The organism is Thauera mechernichensis (genome assembly GCF_029588855.1).
GTDB classification, from domain to species: domain Bacteria; phylum Pseudomonadota; class Gammaproteobacteria; order Burkholderiales; family Rhodocyclaceae; genus Thauera; species Thauera mechernichensis.
Window position 1 is genome coordinate 14,133 of record NZ_JARQZE010000020.1, and the last position, 15,760, is coordinate 29,892.

A 15,760-nucleotide genomic window follows, 5' to 3' on the forward strand; every position below is an offset into this window, starting at 1 on the left:
ATTTTTAGCGGCTAAAAAATCAGCGTCGGTGGCTGACGATGGCGTGCATGACCGCACCCATCTGATCCTGGGTCGACTCGATACGGGCTAACAGCGCGCGGATGGTGGCCTCTCCGAAATGGGCAGTGCGGCGGTCGTCGGTCAGCCATAGCTTGAGGAGCCCCCCAAGACGCCCGAGGTCTCCGTTGATTCGGGCCAGCTCGCGCACCCGCTCGTAATCGACGATTCCATGGACCCGGTAGCCCTGCCCGACTTCGCGCAGAAAGCGGGCCACACTCATGCCCGCATTCCGGGCATTCGCGGCGATCAACGCTTTCTCCTCGGGCAGGCAATACACCTTGATCGGCGTGCCGCTCTTCCTGGTCGTCACCGCCTCACCCATGGCGTAGCTCCAAGACGGCGGCAGCCGGAAGCCCCGCAGGGCAGGATGTCCGTTGAGCGCCCCCGGCGCGAAAAAGGACCCGTGAAGGAGGAACCGCCGCTTGCGGTGGGCCTACTTCACACATCCTGCCCGCCTTTTGCGCGCCATTTCTGCACGGACGCCTATGCGGTTTTGGCACCATGCATGCGCTATTTCCTCGTAGCTCAACACTTGTCGCGCTGAAATGGCCAAGAGTGGCGAAAAACCGCGTGCTTATAGCGCTTGAATAGCGCACGCATAGCGCAATAAACACGGGCTTGCAGAGCATGAGGAAGATCATCAAAGCAATTCCTCCTTGCGAGGATTCGGGTCGAAAGTGAATTGCCCAAGAGGCTTACTCGGTGCCATGTCGGACCGCTTCGATTTGATGCCAGGAGATGCAATTCGCTGGTCAGGGCGTTGGAGCTTGATGTGCCGCCGGACATGGGCGCAGAAGGTTTCGTAACGGCAGGCGATTCGACCGGTCTCGCGCAGGTGCGCCCAGACGGTCTTGAGCGCATAGCCCGCCCGCATCGCCTCCTCGATGTCACTGCGCACCGCGAGAAAGGCGACCAGCGATTCCTTGCGCCGCCGCTGCGCCGAGGCGACCCACTCCGCCAGCTCGTCGAGGAACGCGCTCATTCGCCCTGCTCCTGAGCGACCTGCTCCCCGTTCAGCAAGGACGCGACCACCTCGACAGGGAAGTACATGCGACGCCCCAGATAGACCTTTCGCGCGTTCAATTCCCGGACCCAATCCTCTTTCGGATTGAGCAGCGCCATCCGTAGCCCTTCGGGCTTGCGGCTCAGGGTGATGGCGAGCTGCTCCAGGGTCATCACAGCCCCGAATCGCTCCTCCAGTATCTCTATCGTGGATCGCATTTTCTTGATCAGAATTCTGTTGACTGAGATCGATGCAGCGATTCTTGTGGAAACGAAGATAGAATTGGAGTGCAATTAATTCGGCATTTTCATACCAGGACAAAATGCCCTATGGCACGACCACGAAGGACTGATACCGAACGAAAGCGGGGATGCATGCGAGCGGCAGCATTAATGAATTCGCTTGCTCTCCAAATTGACGTACAGAACCCAAACCAATTCGCGCTTCACTTCGACGCACTTACCGGGATGAATACGCAGTCATCCGGAAAATGGCGCTCGAGCTTCAACGGCGCAAAGGCCCTATCGACACAGCAACTGCAGCTGCTGTCGCGCATCGACCCAGAAGTGTTTGAACGCCATGAAATGGGACCGGCAAACCTCTGGCATGCCATGTGGGCGCCGCTGCACGATCTCAGGTCGATCGTCTCGACTGAACTCGCCTCGTGGCCAACGCTTGAGGCTCTGGTGGCCGAGTTCGAGGGCGACCTTCTGCTGGCAGAGGCCTATCAAGAGCCACTGACCATTGCGCATCTCGCCAAGGCAGTCGCATTGCATCGACTGGTGCATGAGCTGAACGCCCGGATCATTCCCGTCGGGATTGACGGCGAGGGCACCTACAGAGCTATTCGGCGCTGCCTGGATGACACGGCCGTTGCGGCGGAGTTGGCGTCGCTCGGGATCTTCGACGATGTGGATGCGGAGCTCTCCGGTTGGCTGGCCGGACACGAAGAGCTCGCCACGACACCCGCCGCCGCAAGGTGGAATGCGCTGACATCGCGTCTAGACTGGATTGCATGAAGCGCCGCGCCGTGTGGGCAGCAGGCCACCCTGCGACTGTGGGCGCTCAAAGAGCCCGCAGAACTTTAGCGGCTAAAATTTCCTGCGGCCCTCAACAGGCCCAGCCCCCAAGGACACCGACCATGAACCCGATCGTCCGCATCCAACCCCGCAGCGCCGACCTCGGCGAAGGCATGCTCGTGCGCCGCGCGCTCCCCAATCGTCAGCAGCGGATGATTGGCGCGTGGTGCTTCCTCGATCACGCCGGCCCCGTGCAGTTCGAGCCCGGCAAAGGCATGCACGTCGGCGCACACCCGCACATCGGCCTGCAGACCTTCACCTGGCTGATCGAGGGCGAGGTCTTGCACCGCGACAGCCTGGGCAACGAGCAAGTCATCCGCCCTGGCCAGGTCAATCTAATGACCGCTGGACATGGCATCGCCCACACCGAGGATTCGCTGCGCGACGGCAAGCGGCTGCACGCGGCACAGCTGTGGATCGCCCTGCCGCCGGAGCACAAGGATTGCCCGCCCGCCTTCGATCACTACGCCGAACTCCCGCACTGGCGCGCAGACGGCGCAGAACTGACCTTGCTCGCCGGCCGCTACGGTGAGCGAACCGCGCCGGCGCACATCCACTCCCCGCTGGTCGGCATCGACATCGCCTGCGACAGCCCGAGCGAACTCACGCTCGAACTGGATCCCGGTTTCGAGTACGGCCTGATGCCCCTCGTGGGCGACGCAACGGTCGACGGCGAAAGCGTCCCCACCGACGAGCTCGCCTACCTCGGCAAGGGGCGCAGCAAACTGCAGCTTGCGCTACCCGCAGGCGCTCGGGTGTTGTTCCTGGGGGGCGAGCCGTTCGAGGTGCCGGTGCTGATGTGGTGGAACTTCGTCGGCTTCAGCAAGGCAGACATCGCGCAGGCACAAACCGAGTGGGAACAAGGAGCCGCCCGATTCGGAGTGATCGGCGACGGCCAGGCGCCGCGACTGGTTGCACCGCCCCTCCCGTGGCGAAACGGCAACTGATCGCTCTCGGACTCGGCTACAAGCACGAGACCGCCGACCTCGACGGGGACTCGACCTCTGCCGCCGCTCAAAAATTGGGCAGCGCTCGAATCTGGCTTGGCCTCAACAGCTTGCGCGAGTTATCCACAAGCCCTCCCACAACCCTGTCCCGATCGGCTGGGGACAAGCTCGAAAGGCTCTGGCGGAGCTCGCTGGTGTGACGTGCCGCGGAGGGCGCTGTCATCCGAACGTCAGTAGCCGACCCGTGGCTGCCGTTGAGCTTTGTTGAAAGCTGTCGTTCAATATGCTGCTTCAGCGGACGGCAAACCGCCCAGCAGTTTGACGATCCGCTGCAAGCAGCTGTTAGGTCTTTTTCTTTGGATGGTGGTCGATCAGTATTCTGAAGTCGGTTCCAACGTCTAACTTAACCTTTTCTGTGAGAAACTTCAGTAGGGTCTGTTCAAAGTCACTCTGCGACATTGGTCGGGCAGACGGTTGTGCCCTCTGAAATTGAGCCATTGCGTAAGCTCTATAGATTGGATCGGAGAAAGAGTAAAGACCAGAATTGGAATCAAATCGGAGAATCCCTCCATACTCAGGCGTGCAGAGCTTAGGGAGTAAGTATTTAAGGTTCGCCTCCGGATATCTTGGTTCCGTACGCTGTATTCTACGATGAATATCAGATCGTGCAGCTCCCAATTCACCGAGGCCACTTAATGCATCCAGTATGAGATGCGCATTTGCATACTGCGTCTTGCGCCGTTGTTTTAGCGCCTTGTCGAATGCGCTCTTGATGCTATCGGATGCCTCTTCGACGTACATTCTTACCGCGTCTTCGCAATGCTTTTTAGTTAGCTCAATCGGAGGCCCTTCTACGGTAGTCATTACGCCAGCCGCGTTGCACATATTCAAACAAAGATGATGACAGACGGACGCCAGTCCGTTCGAGTGGCGTGCAACAAGACGCTTGATATCTGGGCTGAACTTGACGTTCAAAGCCGACTCACCTTTTTCAATAATTGCGGCAATTTCTTGTTCCGTCATGACTGAAACTTGAATTTCTGCAACCCTGTTGCGCATTTCCGGGTCGTAGTCAACTACCTGTCTAGCGGTATCTACCGCTCCTAAGGCAATAATCTTTAAATCCTGATACTCATCGGACAGATCCATGAATACTTTCATGAGTTGAGAAAGACGCTCCTTCTCCCCCTCATCAATTTTGTGAAAGTCCTCAAGAACCCAACATGCTTTCTGAGCACCCAGAAATCGGCCCAACGTTTGTGGCGTCAGCTGCGGCGGGAGAATTCTGCTCTGCTTCTCAGATTCATCTTTAGATGAGGAGGCTGTTATCTTGGCCTGCAGCATCTTGTACGTGGCGCCAAGATCTATTCCGGTCGTCGTTTTCAGGACTGTCTGCCGCTCCTGAGTATAGTACGGGGCCAGCTGGTCAAATGCATCGAGAACGAGCTGCTCGAATTTAAGCCCTTTCATGCACCGTGTCGTGATGTGATGCTCGTAGAGTTGATTTAGCTTGTTGACCAGGAGCGTAGTCTTACCCGTTCCGGAATGTCCGTAAACTACGATCTGCTTCCCCGGCGTAGTGAGAGAATTCACTAGCTTATCGTTAACAGAGTCGCGCTCAACAAACGCAATTCGTGCAGGCTTTGTCGGTGTAAAGACGTCTCGAGTCTGATGCATTTCCATGGTTTGAGAGATCGCGATGTAATAGCTAACTTTTTTGGGCAACAGTTCTTCCGCGTAATATCGGAATGCCTGATAAAGTGCTCTGCACGTTACTATTTTGAATCAGAGACTACGCGCAACACAGAATGACCGGTCCGGAAAAGCAGAAGCCGTCGGCCTTGCGTGTTGATGCTACCAATATGACATACAGGCCGTTAGCATACCTCCTCGCCCGAGCGGCCGCTAGCTGGATCAGCAGGTGACTGGCAGCTTCTGGCCGGCCTGAGACTTTCGGCTCCTTCTGCGCGGGGATGCTGCGAACGGACTGCGACCGTCTCAACCCGACCCAGAGCCGTCATCGGCGCCTGAGGAAAGCCGTCGTCGGAATTCATGTTGAGGGGCGCGCCCCTCGACCGCCGCTTTATGCCAAAGGCTTTAACCCGAAAGGTCAAATATCGTTGGGAGCTTGAGCAACCCTGCTTGGACGGCGGTAAGAAATGCAATCACCAATGTCAACCACATGATCTTACGTTGAGTTTTTACACTCTCTGTGTGCTTTCGCTCCTGCTCCTCGTATTCTTCAATTGCACGAAGCGCATTGCCAGTAACTTCATAGCCACCATTTAACTCCCTCAGTTCGCCTGTATCTACAAGAGATCGAAGATAGAATCTCAGTTTGAGGCGTTGTGAATCACGATCAGGATGAAATACCCACTTTATAGTGTAAAGCGCAGTCATTAAATCAATCGTGTCCCTGATCGGGGAGCCCTCAAGATGCCTATCCACAAGGAAGCGCAATAGGTCAATTCGCTGCTTTGTAATGAGTTTTTTCTTGTTGAAGAAATACTGGTCAACTCTCGAAAAGAAGCGGTTAGTGTGGATCTTGATATAAGGTCAGAAAAATATCCGACCTATGGCCAAGTCGAGAATGCCAGAGTAGCTGATATCGGACAGGCCATAATAGTGCGCGACGAAAACACCGCGAGGGTCTATATCGGAAAGCTCAATACTTCGCTTAATCGCGTATCGCTCACCGGTCCACTCTAGGCCGTGAAGTCTCGATCCCGAAAGAGCGGACACGAGAAAGTATGGTTCACCGAACCGGTCAATGGAAACACTGAAGCAATTGACTCTTTTGCCATCTTCGCCGGAACGAGGAATGGGTGGCTCGCATGCACGTTCTAGTGCGCGACTAAGAAATACTCGGCACAGCAGAGCTTCAAGGGCTCTCATGGACGGGCATAAAGTGCGAGGTTGCCGGACGCCACGAATCGCACCTTATTAAAGCCCCGTCGCGCTCGATCCATCGCTTCCAAGGTGACACTCTGTGATATTCGAAAACGAATACTTCAGCATAATGAATCCGCCGTTTCTTGCCTCTACAGTTCTCAGCCTTATTTTCTCCACTCCTTCATGCTTTTTGTTTTTCGGGTTAAGTAACCAAGCATATTCACGTTGCGTTATCTTGGCCGCGCCAAACATTAACTGTTGGCCTGCTAGAATCTTAGGCGGCTCACTCGGAAGGTGTTTCCCATAGATCTTTACAAGTTGCTCCTTAATTTTCTCCAGTTGCTCCTGAAGACTATTGTTATCCTTCAGTCCAGGTGGGGTGTGTGCGGATATCTCGCAAACACCGAGTGCAGGACTCACGAAAGCGAAGTAGCTTCCGAAATTTTCGTTTTTTACAGGGGGATCAACTATGTATAGATCGTCACCCATATCTTCAATGACTTTTAGCTTACTTAAAGCGACCCCCATCTCCACGCCAAAAGGAGCCGCTTGACTGATTCCTATATTGCCAAACGCGAAAAACGACAGAGCAAGCAAGTTGAAAAAGCACCTTAGTTTGAACTTGAGCAGCACCGCGGTCCTCCTATGACATCTTCTTAGTATTTATTCACTCTTGGCTGTCTCGCAAACAACCAACCCTGTGATTCTCAGCGCATGGCCAGCAATAAAAATCGGGGATTTGCGACTCCAATGGCTCCATACGTTTATTCTCAAATTATTTGAATTGGAGAAGTCGACGATGGCGTTGTTGTTATGCAAGAAAATCCACTTGTCCCCATAGCCCGCCCTGTGTAATTGACTGAGGTCGACAACGGGCTCTCTTGAACCTGCGAATAATATTCCAACAACAAGACCTGCATAATCGAGGATTGCGGATCCAGATGCTCCGGGGTAAGCGTCCATCCTCATCCTGTTGATATAAGGAAATTCATTGGGAGACAACCAACGCTGAATCTGCCCCCACCGTGTGTAGGGTTCGAATTTACGCTCTAGGGGCGATGAGTACCCGCTGGAAAAAACATCTTCAGTTTCCTCTGGGACCGATACATGTTTCTCGTCGACTGTTCTTATTGCACCGAAAGCGTCATTCTTATAACTGATCTTTATTGCAGCCAAGTCATATTCATGACTTTTTGCAAGTATTTTAGCTTTATTCAGCTTGCCATCGTGAGTCTTCACGACCACTGAGTTCGGATCGCAACTTTCAATTACATGCCTGTTTGTGAACATTTCACCTTCGCTGTTGTAGAAGAAGGCCGTTCCAAATGCAATATTTAATTTATCGGCATTTTGGATCTCTGCGAGGCCTTTTGATATGGCGCTTTTGCTTAAAACTGAGAGTAAAATTAATGCACAAGTTATTAGAATATTGAATGCCATGCCTTTATCTTGACCTCTCAGTTTCGAGTTAGTGTTCTTCAATTACTGGACATTTTCAGCATAGCGCATCTGCTCGTAGATGTCCGCTTACGGGCTCGTCCGAGACGGCAGGTGATGGCCGGACTAAGACCTCCAGGGCCGAACCCCGCAGCACCTCGGAAGGCCAGCCACGACCGTCTCAGGACGACCCGTTTCTGCCGTCGAGCTTTGGGGAAAGCTGTCGTTAACGCCTGGGATCAGCGGCCGATCTGGAGGCGCACCGCACCGGGAAAACAGTCTGCTGGAGCTCCTTGTTAGCCCTCATTGTTCTTGCGCTTCGCATCCCCGTGTCCTTGATGCTGCGAAAGAGGTTCCTCGCAGTGATGAATGACATCTCCGGTCTCGTAATCGGTAATTTTCTCAAAGTAGTAGTCTTTGTCTCTGTCGATGACTCGCTGCCGGTGCACATGCTTTCCGCAGCTGTAGGAATAATCGGGCATCGACAGGTCCTCGACGTATGGCTTCTTTTCACCGGGCCGTTTTGCCTTCAAGCCGAATCCGTCTCGGGCCACAATCGTTTCGGTTATTGAAACGTTGTGAATGCGCTTTGTGCTCCCGCACGCATTACAGGGCTTTCTCATCTCCGATGCGTCCGCATGATCGTCGACTGGGGCTCCGCAGTCCGCACACTCGGTAGTCTCATGTATTTCGGTCATAGAGCTAACAGGCTGATGGAAAAGCCGGCGATGCCGCGCCAGCACTGAGGTTCAGGTCGACTTCCATCGTGCCATCGCTTTTTCCGGGACACCGCCCCGCCGTTGAACTTGTGGGCGAGGTGTCCTTCAACGTTCGAGCTGAGCGTGCGCCAACGCCAGTGGCGATGGAGCTCACTGCAACGTGATGCGGATGCGAAGACCACGCTCGTAATTCATACCCCGCCAAATCATAAAGTGCCCGCATCCTCTTTGCTCTGTGCGGAGAACTCAAGGGTCAGGTCTTTCGTTTGCTCATCCATGATTTACTGAAATCGCCCCCTTCCTGCCGTTGAGCCTTGAGGAAAGTTGTCGTTTAACCTTCGCGTTGAGCGGCGCGCCGCGTCCCAGCGCGTCTGCACTCGAACGCGTGGTTAGGCGGGCTGACCTTGGCAGGGTTCACTTGCAACGTCCCCAGCTCTGAAGTGCAGTTCCGGTAGTGCGCCCCCCAAAACGAATTGAACGTAACCTCGAAATAGAATGGAGGGTTAGGCTCCGTGGACTATTCGGGCCTAATGACCTGAAGCAATTCTTGAACTACGGCTTTAACACCTCGGGAAGAGGGAACTGCCAAGCGATCCGCAAGCATAGGCGAATGGCTACGAACCTCCTGTGCAGTGATGTCATGCCAAACGGGAAGAACGACCTTTGATCCATCTTCTTCCTTCGAAACAAGGCCATCAAGTTCTCTTTGGGGCCATTCTTTCGCTAGGAATGCCTTGCTGATGATGACGATCCCATACTGCGATTTTGCGAGGCCTCTTTCGATGGAGCGTCTCAGCCCGTCTCCTACTCTCAGTGTTGCTTCGTCATACCAGACACTGATCCCGCTTTCTCTTAGTGCATCTACTAGTGGTCGAACAAATGACTCCTTGTCCTCCGAGGCATGCGACACGAATACATCCCAGGTCCGTGTAGTTTGCGAATTCGCAGCACGGACAGCCATGTTTGCCGGAAGCGTAGAGCTTTGTATGGGGCTCTCGGGTTTCTGAACCTCCGGGATTCCAAGCAGGGAGGAGAGGCTATCGTGTTTTGTCAGCCGAGATCGTCGATCCGCGATGACGGAGGCAATTTGGCTTCTAAGTTGCGAACTGTAGCCTTCCAGGTCTCGCGCTTGGCTATTGAGGAAGAACTCGATGTCGTTGAGCCTGCGTTCCAGCGCTGCCTTGATTTGGTCAAGCGGTTCGTCAGAAGGTTGCTTGAACGCCAAATCGAGTTCGCCAGTACCGCTCCCTTGGTCAAAGTGGATGGTTCCCTTCGGGCTAGAGAGTTGGAAGGAACTTGGCTGCAAGTACCAAAGTTCTTTGTCGCCGGTGAACGGAACCGAGACAATTACCTTGATTCCCGGAATAAATACTGGCTTACTACGGTCGAAAACAGCTCGCCTGGGATCCCCACGAACATCGATTTGAGTTTCTTCACGCACCATTTTCGCGCCGGCACGATTCAGTGACAAAGGAACAATCTGCAGTTCTGGCGTAAGTTCGTCAACCAATTCCGCGTCAGACCTGGCTCGGATGACACTCTCGGCAATCAGTTGAACTCGCTTTTCGATGTTTGCGGAGTGGGCGCGCAGCGCGTCTGACAAATTCGCGCGGGCGAAGAGCGAGGTTTGGTCGGTGTTTGTGCGCATGTTACAGATGTGAGTTTTGGATGCCTAACGTTCGATTGGGACTCAGCGCAGAGACGAGCGCGGCCGCCTAAGTGCTGGCAGCAGGACGAATGAGCGAAGCGACATTAGAGCGGCGGTGGCAATGTCTGGATCGAGTGTGTCGTTCATGAGATTCAACGCCAAGCTAAGGAGCATGCAGTGAAACGGGCGCCCCTTTGAGTGATGCGTTATGCACCAGGTGCTTCATCCCGAAGCCTCCTTGTATCGGACATCCACCATTCACACATGTCCCAGCAATCTAGCGTAGTTGCGTCGTTCCCCATGCTACGCCTGATCTCAAGTAGAAATGTTCCTAAAAGCCTCATCATTTCTCGCAGCTGATTGTGGTGCGGATCTGCCGCCAGATTATCTCCAATGTTGTAGAAATACTGCATAAGATCGTTGTAGGCATTTACTACAGGATCAGAACCGAGGAGAGAAAGCTTGAAACCAAACTCACGGTACTCAAGCGATAGCATCTTTGCTGTCGCAAGTTCGTTTTTATCTTTACCCTTGTTTCGCTTGTCAGACGCCCATGCCGCGTCCGACATTAGAAGCATGACGAATGGCTCGAGGATCTTGTTGTAAATAGAGACTCGGTCCTCGCGGAGCTGGTTCTCAAGGTCAATTCGCCTTTCAATTCCAGCCTTCACTCGCCACCCGACAGCGGAAAGTACCAGAACTAGCAAGGGAGTGGCGATGCTTCCAATTGCGGTGATGTAGTCGAGCCAGGTCTTCGCTTCCATTGGTTGCAACGTCCCCCGTGATGCATAACGACATAGTAGGGTGATTCGACTCATCCAGTACATAGGCAGCTAGCATACCGACTCGCCCGGATGGCCGCTATCCGAAGTGGGTGCCCACTGACGGCTCATGGCCGGACTAAGACCTCCAGGGCCGAACCCCGCAGCACCTCGGAAGGCCAGCCACGACCGTCTCAGGACGACCCGTTGCTGCCAATGAGCTTCCAGGGAAGCGGCGACCCAACCCTGAAGTTAAGTTGCCCCCTCTGGAGCGGAGACGGAAGAACCCATCGGCTGGCGCGTATTGTTCGGCATAAGCATCGGGATGCGGTCCTTTTCCGGAACCTTCTTCATGAGGCTCTTGAGTCGCTCCAGCGATATTTGGTACTGCCCGTTGCTTGGCGCTGGTTTGCACTCCAGTTGTTCCCAGACGAGGCTACCAGGGCCATTGTAGACTTCTTGGAAACCTCCCCGCTTATTCAGCTTGAGAACCAATAAGTGCTCTGGTGCGCACCGAAGGGCAACTCGTCGGCCTTGGGTCGCTTTGATTTCGACCCTCTTCTCGCCTTTCAACGCATCCACGCCCTGCGTAGAGGCTGGCAGTAGATCCAATCCGTAGTGGTGTGCAGCCAGGCATTCACCAAGGCTCCCGACGAGATGACCATCTGGAGTGAAGTGCCTGCCGGGAAACATTTTTTCCAATTCGTGAACGACACTGTAAAGCTCTTCTACTAGCTTAGAAAGTTGTTCCCCATCCACCCAGACTACCTCCATTACCAGCTTTATTTTCCAGCAACAGTACTGCTGCTTAAAATAGTTAAAGGTCAAACACCGCAATCTCCGGCCGCGCAAACAACCGCAGCGGCAGCACTGATGTACCCAGCCCCCGCGACACATACAGCGGACACGCCGCCGTCTCGTACCGCCCTGCCACGAACGGGCCACTGCCAGGAGGCAATGGCCCAAACGCCCAGCCGAACAGCGTGACTTGGCCGCCGTGGGTGTGGCCTGACAAACACAAGTCGAACGCTTTGTTGGTCAGCCCTACATCCGCAGATTTCGACGCAAAGAACCCGGGGGAATGCTGGACCAAGATCGTGAGCTCCGCAGCAGCTACCCCCGGGCCCCGAATGGCGAGATCGAGGTGCGGAGTCCCCGCCGTCGCGTCATCAAGGCCAACCAGTCGAACCGGGCGACCATCAACCAGGAATTGTGTCGTGGCATTCACGAGCAACGCCACCTTGTGATCTCGATAGAGCTTCTGCAACTGCTCTAGGGACACATTGCCCCAGTGCTCCCAGTTGCCCAACACGGCGACGGCGTGCGGCACATCGAATTGCGATAGCAGCGTGCGTAAGGCTGGTAGATCACTAGGCTCATCGATCACGTCACCGGCCAGGATGAGGATGTCCGGGCGCACCTCGCGCAGTTGCTCGATGACGACACGCTCGCGGTAACCGATACCGTCAAGATGAAGATCAGACAGCACGGCGATGCGGATTGGCGGCCGACCGGCAGAACTCTCACCGAGGTACGTCACCTCGACCCAACTAGGCTCAACCAGCAAGGTGTAGAGAAGCACGCACGACAACAGCGCAGTCAGAGCAAACCCCATCCGCCGCATGAGCCGTTCAGTGTATTTGCGCATGCGTGCGCCGCACCCTGAGGTGGTCGATTAGCAAAAACACCGCGAGATAAGCCAAGGGGTAAAAGAACCGAACATCGCCGTATGAGCCAAGCTGGACTTCGCACAGCCCCATTTCATCTTGATCGAAGAGTTGGTGGTTGCACGCTCTCTGGGTCATGTCGGGATATGACAATATCGTCGGGGGCAGAGAGAGCAAGAACATGTGCACGGACGCGATGACAAAGATCATGACCATCGCAACTCGCGAGCGCATGAATTCACGCCCCATGACGATCCAACCCGACAGATAGGCCAAGGCTCCAGCCAAGCCGCCAACGATGAGGTGACTGGCTAACCGGAGAGGGTGCCACCAGTCGCTCGCACACCAATCGACATAGTTGTAGAAATCGAGATAGCGCTTTTCGAACTCCTGGGACCGATACATCAGTGCCTCTGGGCAGTAGTTCTCGAAGGCAAACACCCGCACATCCATAGCCAAATAGACCAACTTCCCATAGAGGAAAATCAGCAGGAAGAACCAAAAAGCACGTCGCAATGAAATCATCATCGGGGCCGGCTTAAAACAATTAGCATAATCTATCACTCAGATGACCGCTATCCGGCTTGGTGGTCAATGACGGCTACTGGCCGGACTGAGACCTCCGACCCCATCTGCTCGCGTACGCTACGAGCTGGCCGATGACAGCCCCTGAAACGGGCTCAATTACCCGACAGCGCCGCCTGAACGGCCGCCGCAGCATGAAGCCCTGTCGTATCAAACAGCGGCACAGCGGCGTCCTCTGCGCCCACCAGCATCGATATCTCCGTACATCCCAGAATTACACCCTGCGCGCCTTGCGCGACCAGACGTTGGATCACATCGCGATACGCCCGGCGCGACGCCTCCTCGACGCGTCCCAGGCACAACTCCTCATAGATCACCCGATGAACCAGCGCGCGGTCATCATCGCCCGGGATGACGACGTCGATGCCTTGGCGATCGGTCAGCCGGGCACGGTAGAAGTCTTGCTCCATGGTGAAACGCGTTCCCAGGAGCCCGACACAGGACAAGCCCGCCTGGCGGATCGCTGTCGCCGTGGGATCGGCGATATGCAGTAGCGGGATCGCCACCGCGGCCTCGATGGCCGGCGCCACCTTATGCATCGTGTTCGTACACAGGACGACAAGATCGGCCCCAGCCCGCTCCAGCGCCCGCGCTCCATCTGCCAGCAGCGCGCCAGCCTCATCCCAATCGCCACGGTGCTGCAGTCGCTCGATCTCCGCAAAATCGACGCTGTAGAGCACGATCTTCGCCGAATGCAGACCACCCAGCCGGGCCTTTACCGCCTCGTTGATCAGGCGGTAGTAAGGCACGGTGGACTCCCAGCTCATGCCACCGATGAGACCGATAACTTTCATGAGGACGCCGCCGTCAATGGAGATGAGCGACAGATGATGCCATGGTGATCGTCGGTAGAGTCACCCCTTGGCACGTACCCAGCGCCTTCCCCGGCTTCTCGTGAGCATCGTGCAGTCGGCTCGCAGCGCTCTTGTCCCTGGCGTTAAAACCGGCGCATCGCAGACTTCGCGTTGCTACACGCCCTACCCGCGAGCCGTTCTGAACCACCCCGATATCGGCAGTTGTCCACAACAGCCCCTTGGTAGAAATAAGGTAGAAATAGGTAGACGGTCATTTGCGGCCCTGAATCCCAGTGCTGGCGCGGGTTCCAGAGAGGGGGGAGGAACGCTATCCCGATAAAACGGAACGCTATCCCGACGAAGCGGAACGCTATCCCGATCGAAGTGGAACGCTATCCCGATGCGCGAGCTCGAGTTATCCACAGGACGAGCTGAGCGTTGCCGCGCCTACCGACGTCAATTTCTCCACGCGAGATGACGCCGACCCGCTTGAGCTCCTCCGCGGCCGCCGCCACCGCCTCCCTGAACTTCCGCATCGGACTGGCGTACTGCATCTTGTCTTTCAGCCAAGACATCGCATAGGCCTGCACGGGGTCGGCCGACGCCGCAATCAGACGCTGAAGCGCCTTGGCCATGTCCTGCCCGCGACCGATCTGCAGGCGCTTGTTCCAGTCGATGAGGGCGAACTCCTGGTTCTCGAAAAGCTGACGCCAGCGCGGGTCAAGCGTGACCGTGTAGCGCTCGTTGTCGGCGTCGTAGTCGAGGTCGGCAACGATGCGGAAAGCCTTGGTGTCTCCAACACAGTACTTGGTGGATCCGTCCTGCCGCTTCACCTCGATGATGAAGCTGGCCTTGTAGAAGGCCTTCATCACCCGATGCAGCCACTCGTAGTCGTGCTTGCCAGTGCTGCGCCCGATCGCGCGCAGGAACGCCGCCCGGTTGATCCGAATGGGAACGCCAAGAGGGATGCAGCGTGCCTCATAAATCAGCTGCAGCGCGACGTCCGCCTGGGATTCGTCGAGTTGCTCACCGGTGTAGGTCAGCACGACGTCGGATCGCGTGATGAGCGGCTCCTCGTTGTAGAAACGCTTGCGCCCCCGGGCAACGGGGGCGAAGAGGCTGGAGCGGGCGATGTGGTTCGGCATGGCTCGTACGAAGGCCTCCATGCCGGGCAGGAAGAGCTGGACGGGCTCAGCCGCCGCCCGGTGCTCCATTCGCATGCGCGCCACCTTGGCACGTTCCTGCAGCTTCGACATGGTCTCGGCAAGGCCATGCCCCGACGCGGAAGGGGCAAGGGTCGGAAGGGCCGGCTGAGGACAGCTCGCCTTTCTCTCGGTCGCGGTTCGCATCGCTCACGCCCGCGCGGACGATGAGACTCCTCTACCGGGCCCGGACGCCTGGAGCTGCCGCTGCCGGGCGAGTTGCTCCGCCTTCGTCGGACGCCCGCGTCTGGGCTTGTGATCGTCGAACGCCACAGGCAGCCGCTGGGGCGAGGTCACGCCCTCAACGTGCTCGGCGAGCCAGTTCTCGACGTCCTCGACACGCCAGAGCAGGCGTTTGGTGCCGGGCAGCCGGCAGATCGGCGGAAGGGACTGGGGATTGCGGGTGGCATCGCTGCGGATGCTGGCGACGGATTTGTGCAGGTACTGGGACAGCTGATCTACGGTCAGAAGGGCCTTCATGGGCGAACGTCTCCGAAACCGACCGGCCGAAGCCGGTCATGTCGGATGAGTCCGCGGTTCCGTATCCAGCTCAGTTGACCGGAGATTTACGCCCAGTGCCACTGCAGCCAACTTTGCAACAAGCCAAACACGGCGGGGTTATCCCCCATGGTGCCCTCGCTCTCCTGGGGAGCGCAGCCAAACCGGCCTCATCACAACATCCGGCGGGGCGCTACCAGGCGATGCCTGTCGGCATCCTTTCCTACCTCTCCTCCGATCCGCTTACGGAGGCGGCCGCTGAACAGTCCGTGGCTTTCGCTTGTTGGGCAAGGTTCAGCTTGCAAGGCTCCTTGTACCCTTTGCTTTTTTCTCGAAGCCGTTCACAACGTCCTCAGCGCGAGTGGCGCTATCCTACAACGCGTTCTTGCGCAGTGTCACGCAGTGCATGACTGTGGCAAGCCCGGTCTTTGCCACAAATTTGCCACACTGAGGTCGCAAAAACCTGCC

At 56.2% G+C, this 15,760-nt stretch carries 17 protein-coding genes; 2 read left to right on the plus strand and 15 right to left on the minus strand.

Annotated elements, in window-relative coordinates; translation table 11 throughout:
• Positions 1-19: 19 nt before the first annotated feature.
• The 3 genes from traJ to P7F68_RS17600 form a co-directional block, all read right to left on the minus strand.
• Positions 20-382 carry a conjugal transfer transcriptional regulator TraJ gene (gene traJ / locus P7F68_RS17590; RefSeq protein ID WP_277835095.1) on the minus strand — a complete coding sequence of 121 codons (363 nt, stop codon included), beginning with the start codon at positions 380-382 and terminating at the stop codon, positions 20-22.
• A 318-nt stretch (positions 383-700) separates the two neighbouring features.
• Positions 701-1,042: a TraK family protein gene (locus tag P7F68_RS17595; RefSeq protein WP_277835097.1), complete on the minus strand. Its 342-nt coding sequence runs from the start codon at positions 1,040-1,042 to the stop codon at positions 701-703.
• On the minus strand, positions 1,039-1,236 hold the full coding sequence (locus tag P7F68_RS17600; protein WP_277835099.1) for a hypothetical protein: 198 nt from the start codon (positions 1,234-1,236) through the stop codon (positions 1,039-1,041). The genes P7F68_RS17595 and P7F68_RS17600 overlap by 4 nt, the downstream gene beginning before the upstream one ends.
• Positions 1,237-1,455: 219 nt before the next feature.
• Between P7F68_RS17600 and P7F68_RS17605 the strand changes: the two genes are divergently transcribed.
• Together P7F68_RS17605 and P7F68_RS17610 are read left to right on the plus strand one after the other, a co-directional pair.
• On the plus strand, positions 1,456-2,082 hold the full coding sequence (locus P7F68_RS17605; protein ID WP_277835100.1) for a hypothetical protein: 627 nt from the start codon (positions 1,456-1,458) through the stop codon (positions 2,080-2,082).
• Between the two features lie 122 nt (positions 2,083-2,204).
• Complete coding sequence (locus P7F68_RS17610) at positions 2,205-3,089, plus strand: pirin family protein (RefSeq protein WP_277835102.1); 885 nt, start codon at positions 2,205-2,207, stop codon at positions 3,087-3,089.
• Positions 3,090-3,431: 342 nt separating this feature from the next.
• Here the strand turns inward: P7F68_RS17610 and P7F68_RS17615 are convergent, their stop codons facing one another.
• From P7F68_RS17615 to P7F68_RS17670, 12 genes are all read right to left on the minus strand, one after another.
• Positions 3,432-4,772, minus strand: coding sequence for an AAA family ATPase (locus tag P7F68_RS17615; RefSeq protein WP_338405593.1), 1,341 nt, complete (start codon positions 4,770-4,772; stop codon positions 3,432-3,434).
• 414 nt (positions 4,773-5,186) lie between these two features.
• A complete protein-coding gene (locus P7F68_RS17620) occupies positions 5,187-5,489 on the minus strand; it encodes a hypothetical protein (RefSeq protein WP_277835104.1) in 303 nt (100 codons plus the stop codon).
• Positions 5,490-6,032: 543 nt separating this feature from the next.
• A complete protein-coding gene (locus P7F68_RS17625; protein WP_277835106.1) occupies positions 6,033-6,614 on the minus strand; it encodes a hypothetical protein in 582 nt (193 codons plus the stop codon).
• 30 nt (positions 6,615-6,644) lie between these two features.
• The gene (locus tag P7F68_RS17630; RefSeq protein ID WP_277835108.1) at positions 6,645-7,421 is read right to left on the minus strand and encodes a S1 family peptidase; all 777 of its coding nucleotides are present in this window, start codon (positions 7,419-7,421) and stop codon (positions 6,645-6,647) included.
• Between the two features lie 1,233 nt (positions 7,422-8,654).
• Positions 8,655-9,785, minus strand: coding sequence for a toll/interleukin-1 receptor domain-containing protein (locus P7F68_RS17635; protein ID WP_277835109.1), 1,131 nt, complete (start codon positions 9,783-9,785; stop codon positions 8,655-8,657).
• Between the two features lie 206 nt (positions 9,786-9,991).
• Positions 9,992-10,549 (minus strand): hypothetical protein, encoded by a 558-nt coding sequence (locus tag P7F68_RS17640; protein WP_277835111.1) that lies wholly within the window; start codon positions 10,547-10,549, stop codon positions 9,992-9,994.
• 249 nt (positions 10,550-10,798) lie between these two features.
• Positions 10,799-11,374, minus strand: a complete 576-nt coding sequence (locus tag P7F68_RS17645) for a DUF6998 domain-containing protein (RefSeq protein ID WP_277835114.1) — start codon at positions 11,372-11,374, stop codon at positions 10,799-10,801.
• Positions 11,364-12,194, minus strand: a complete 831-nt coding sequence (locus P7F68_RS17650) for a metallophosphoesterase (RefSeq protein ID WP_277835116.1) — start codon at positions 12,192-12,194, stop codon at positions 11,364-11,366. The genes P7F68_RS17645 and P7F68_RS17650 overlap by 11 nt, the downstream gene beginning before the upstream one ends.
• A complete protein-coding gene (locus tag P7F68_RS17655) occupies positions 12,178-12,741 on the minus strand; it encodes a hypothetical protein (protein WP_277835117.1) in 564 nt (187 codons plus the stop codon). The genes P7F68_RS17650 and P7F68_RS17655 overlap by 17 nt, the downstream gene beginning before the upstream one ends.
• A gap of 152 nt (positions 12,742-12,893) precedes the next feature.
• Positions 12,894-13,592: an aspartate/glutamate racemase family protein gene (locus P7F68_RS17660; protein ID WP_277835119.1), complete on the minus strand. Its 699-nt coding sequence runs from the start codon at positions 13,590-13,592 to the stop codon at positions 12,894-12,896.
• A gap of 392 nt (positions 13,593-13,984) precedes the next feature.
• Complete coding sequence (gene trfA / locus P7F68_RS17665) at positions 13,985-14,848, minus strand: plasmid replication initiator TrfA (protein WP_277835121.1); 864 nt, start codon at positions 14,846-14,848, stop codon at positions 13,985-13,987.
• 96 nt (positions 14,849-14,944) lie between these two features.
• Positions 14,945-15,274 (minus strand): helix-turn-helix transcriptional regulator, encoded by a 330-nt coding sequence (locus P7F68_RS17670; RefSeq protein ID WP_277835123.1) that lies wholly within the window; start codon positions 15,272-15,274, stop codon positions 14,945-14,947.
• Positions 15,275-15,760: the final 486 nt, after the last annotated feature.

Excerpts from the sequence above, each read along its gene's own strand:
- traJ (WP_277835095.1), bottom strand. The coding sequence starts at position 382 with ATGGGTGAGGCGGTGACGACCAGGAAGAGCGGCACGCCGATCAAGGTG.
- P7F68_RS17595 (WP_277835097.1), bottom strand. The coding sequence starts at position 1,042 with ATGAGCGCGTTCCTCGACGAGCTGGCGGAGTGGGTCGCCTCGGCGCAG.
- P7F68_RS17600 (WP_277835099.1), bottom strand. The coding sequence starts at position 1,236 with ATGACCCTGGAGCAGCTCGCCATCACCCTGAGCCGCAAGCCCGAAGGG.
- P7F68_RS17605 (WP_277835100.1), top strand. The coding sequence starts at position 1,456 with ATGAATTCGCTTGCTCTCCAAATTGACGTACAGAACCCAAACCAATTC.
- P7F68_RS17610 (WP_277835102.1), top strand. The coding sequence starts at position 2,205 with ATGAACCCGATCGTCCGCATCCAACCCCGCAGCGCCGACCTCGGCGAA.
- P7F68_RS17615 (WP_338405593.1), bottom strand. The coding sequence starts at position 4,772 with ATGGAAATGCATCAGACTCGAGACGTCTTTACACCGACAAAGCCTGCA.
- P7F68_RS17620 (WP_277835104.1), bottom strand. The coding sequence starts at position 5,489 with ATGACTGCGCTTTACACTATAAAGTGGGTATTTCATCCTGATCGTGAT.
- P7F68_RS17630 (WP_277835108.1), bottom strand. The coding sequence starts at position 7,421 with ATGGCATTCAATATTCTAATAACTTGTGCATTAATTTTACTCTCAGTT.
- P7F68_RS17635 (WP_277835109.1), bottom strand. The coding sequence starts at position 9,785 with ATGCGCACAAACACCGACCAAACCTCGCTCTTCGCCCGCGCGAATTTG.
- P7F68_RS17640 (WP_277835111.1), bottom strand. The coding sequence starts at position 10,549 with ATGGAAGCGAAGACCTGGCTCGACTACATCACCGCAATTGGAAGCATC.
- P7F68_RS17650 (WP_277835116.1), bottom strand. The coding sequence starts at position 12,194 with ATGCGCAAATACACTGAACGGCTCATGCGGCGGATGGGGTTTGCTCTG.
- P7F68_RS17655 (WP_277835117.1), bottom strand. The coding sequence starts at position 12,741 with ATGATGATTTCATTGCGACGTGCTTTTTGGTTCTTCCTGCTGATTTTC.
- P7F68_RS17660 (WP_277835119.1), bottom strand. The coding sequence starts at position 13,592 with ATGAAAGTTATCGGTCTCATCGGTGGCATGAGCTGGGAGTCCACCGTG.
- trfA (WP_277835121.1), bottom strand. The coding sequence starts at position 14,848 with ATGTCGAAGCTGCAGGAACGTGCCAAGGTGGCGCGCATGCGAATGGAG.
- P7F68_RS17670 (WP_277835123.1), bottom strand. The coding sequence starts at position 15,274 with ATGAAGGCCCTTCTGACCGTAGATCAGCTGTCCCAGTACCTGCACAAA.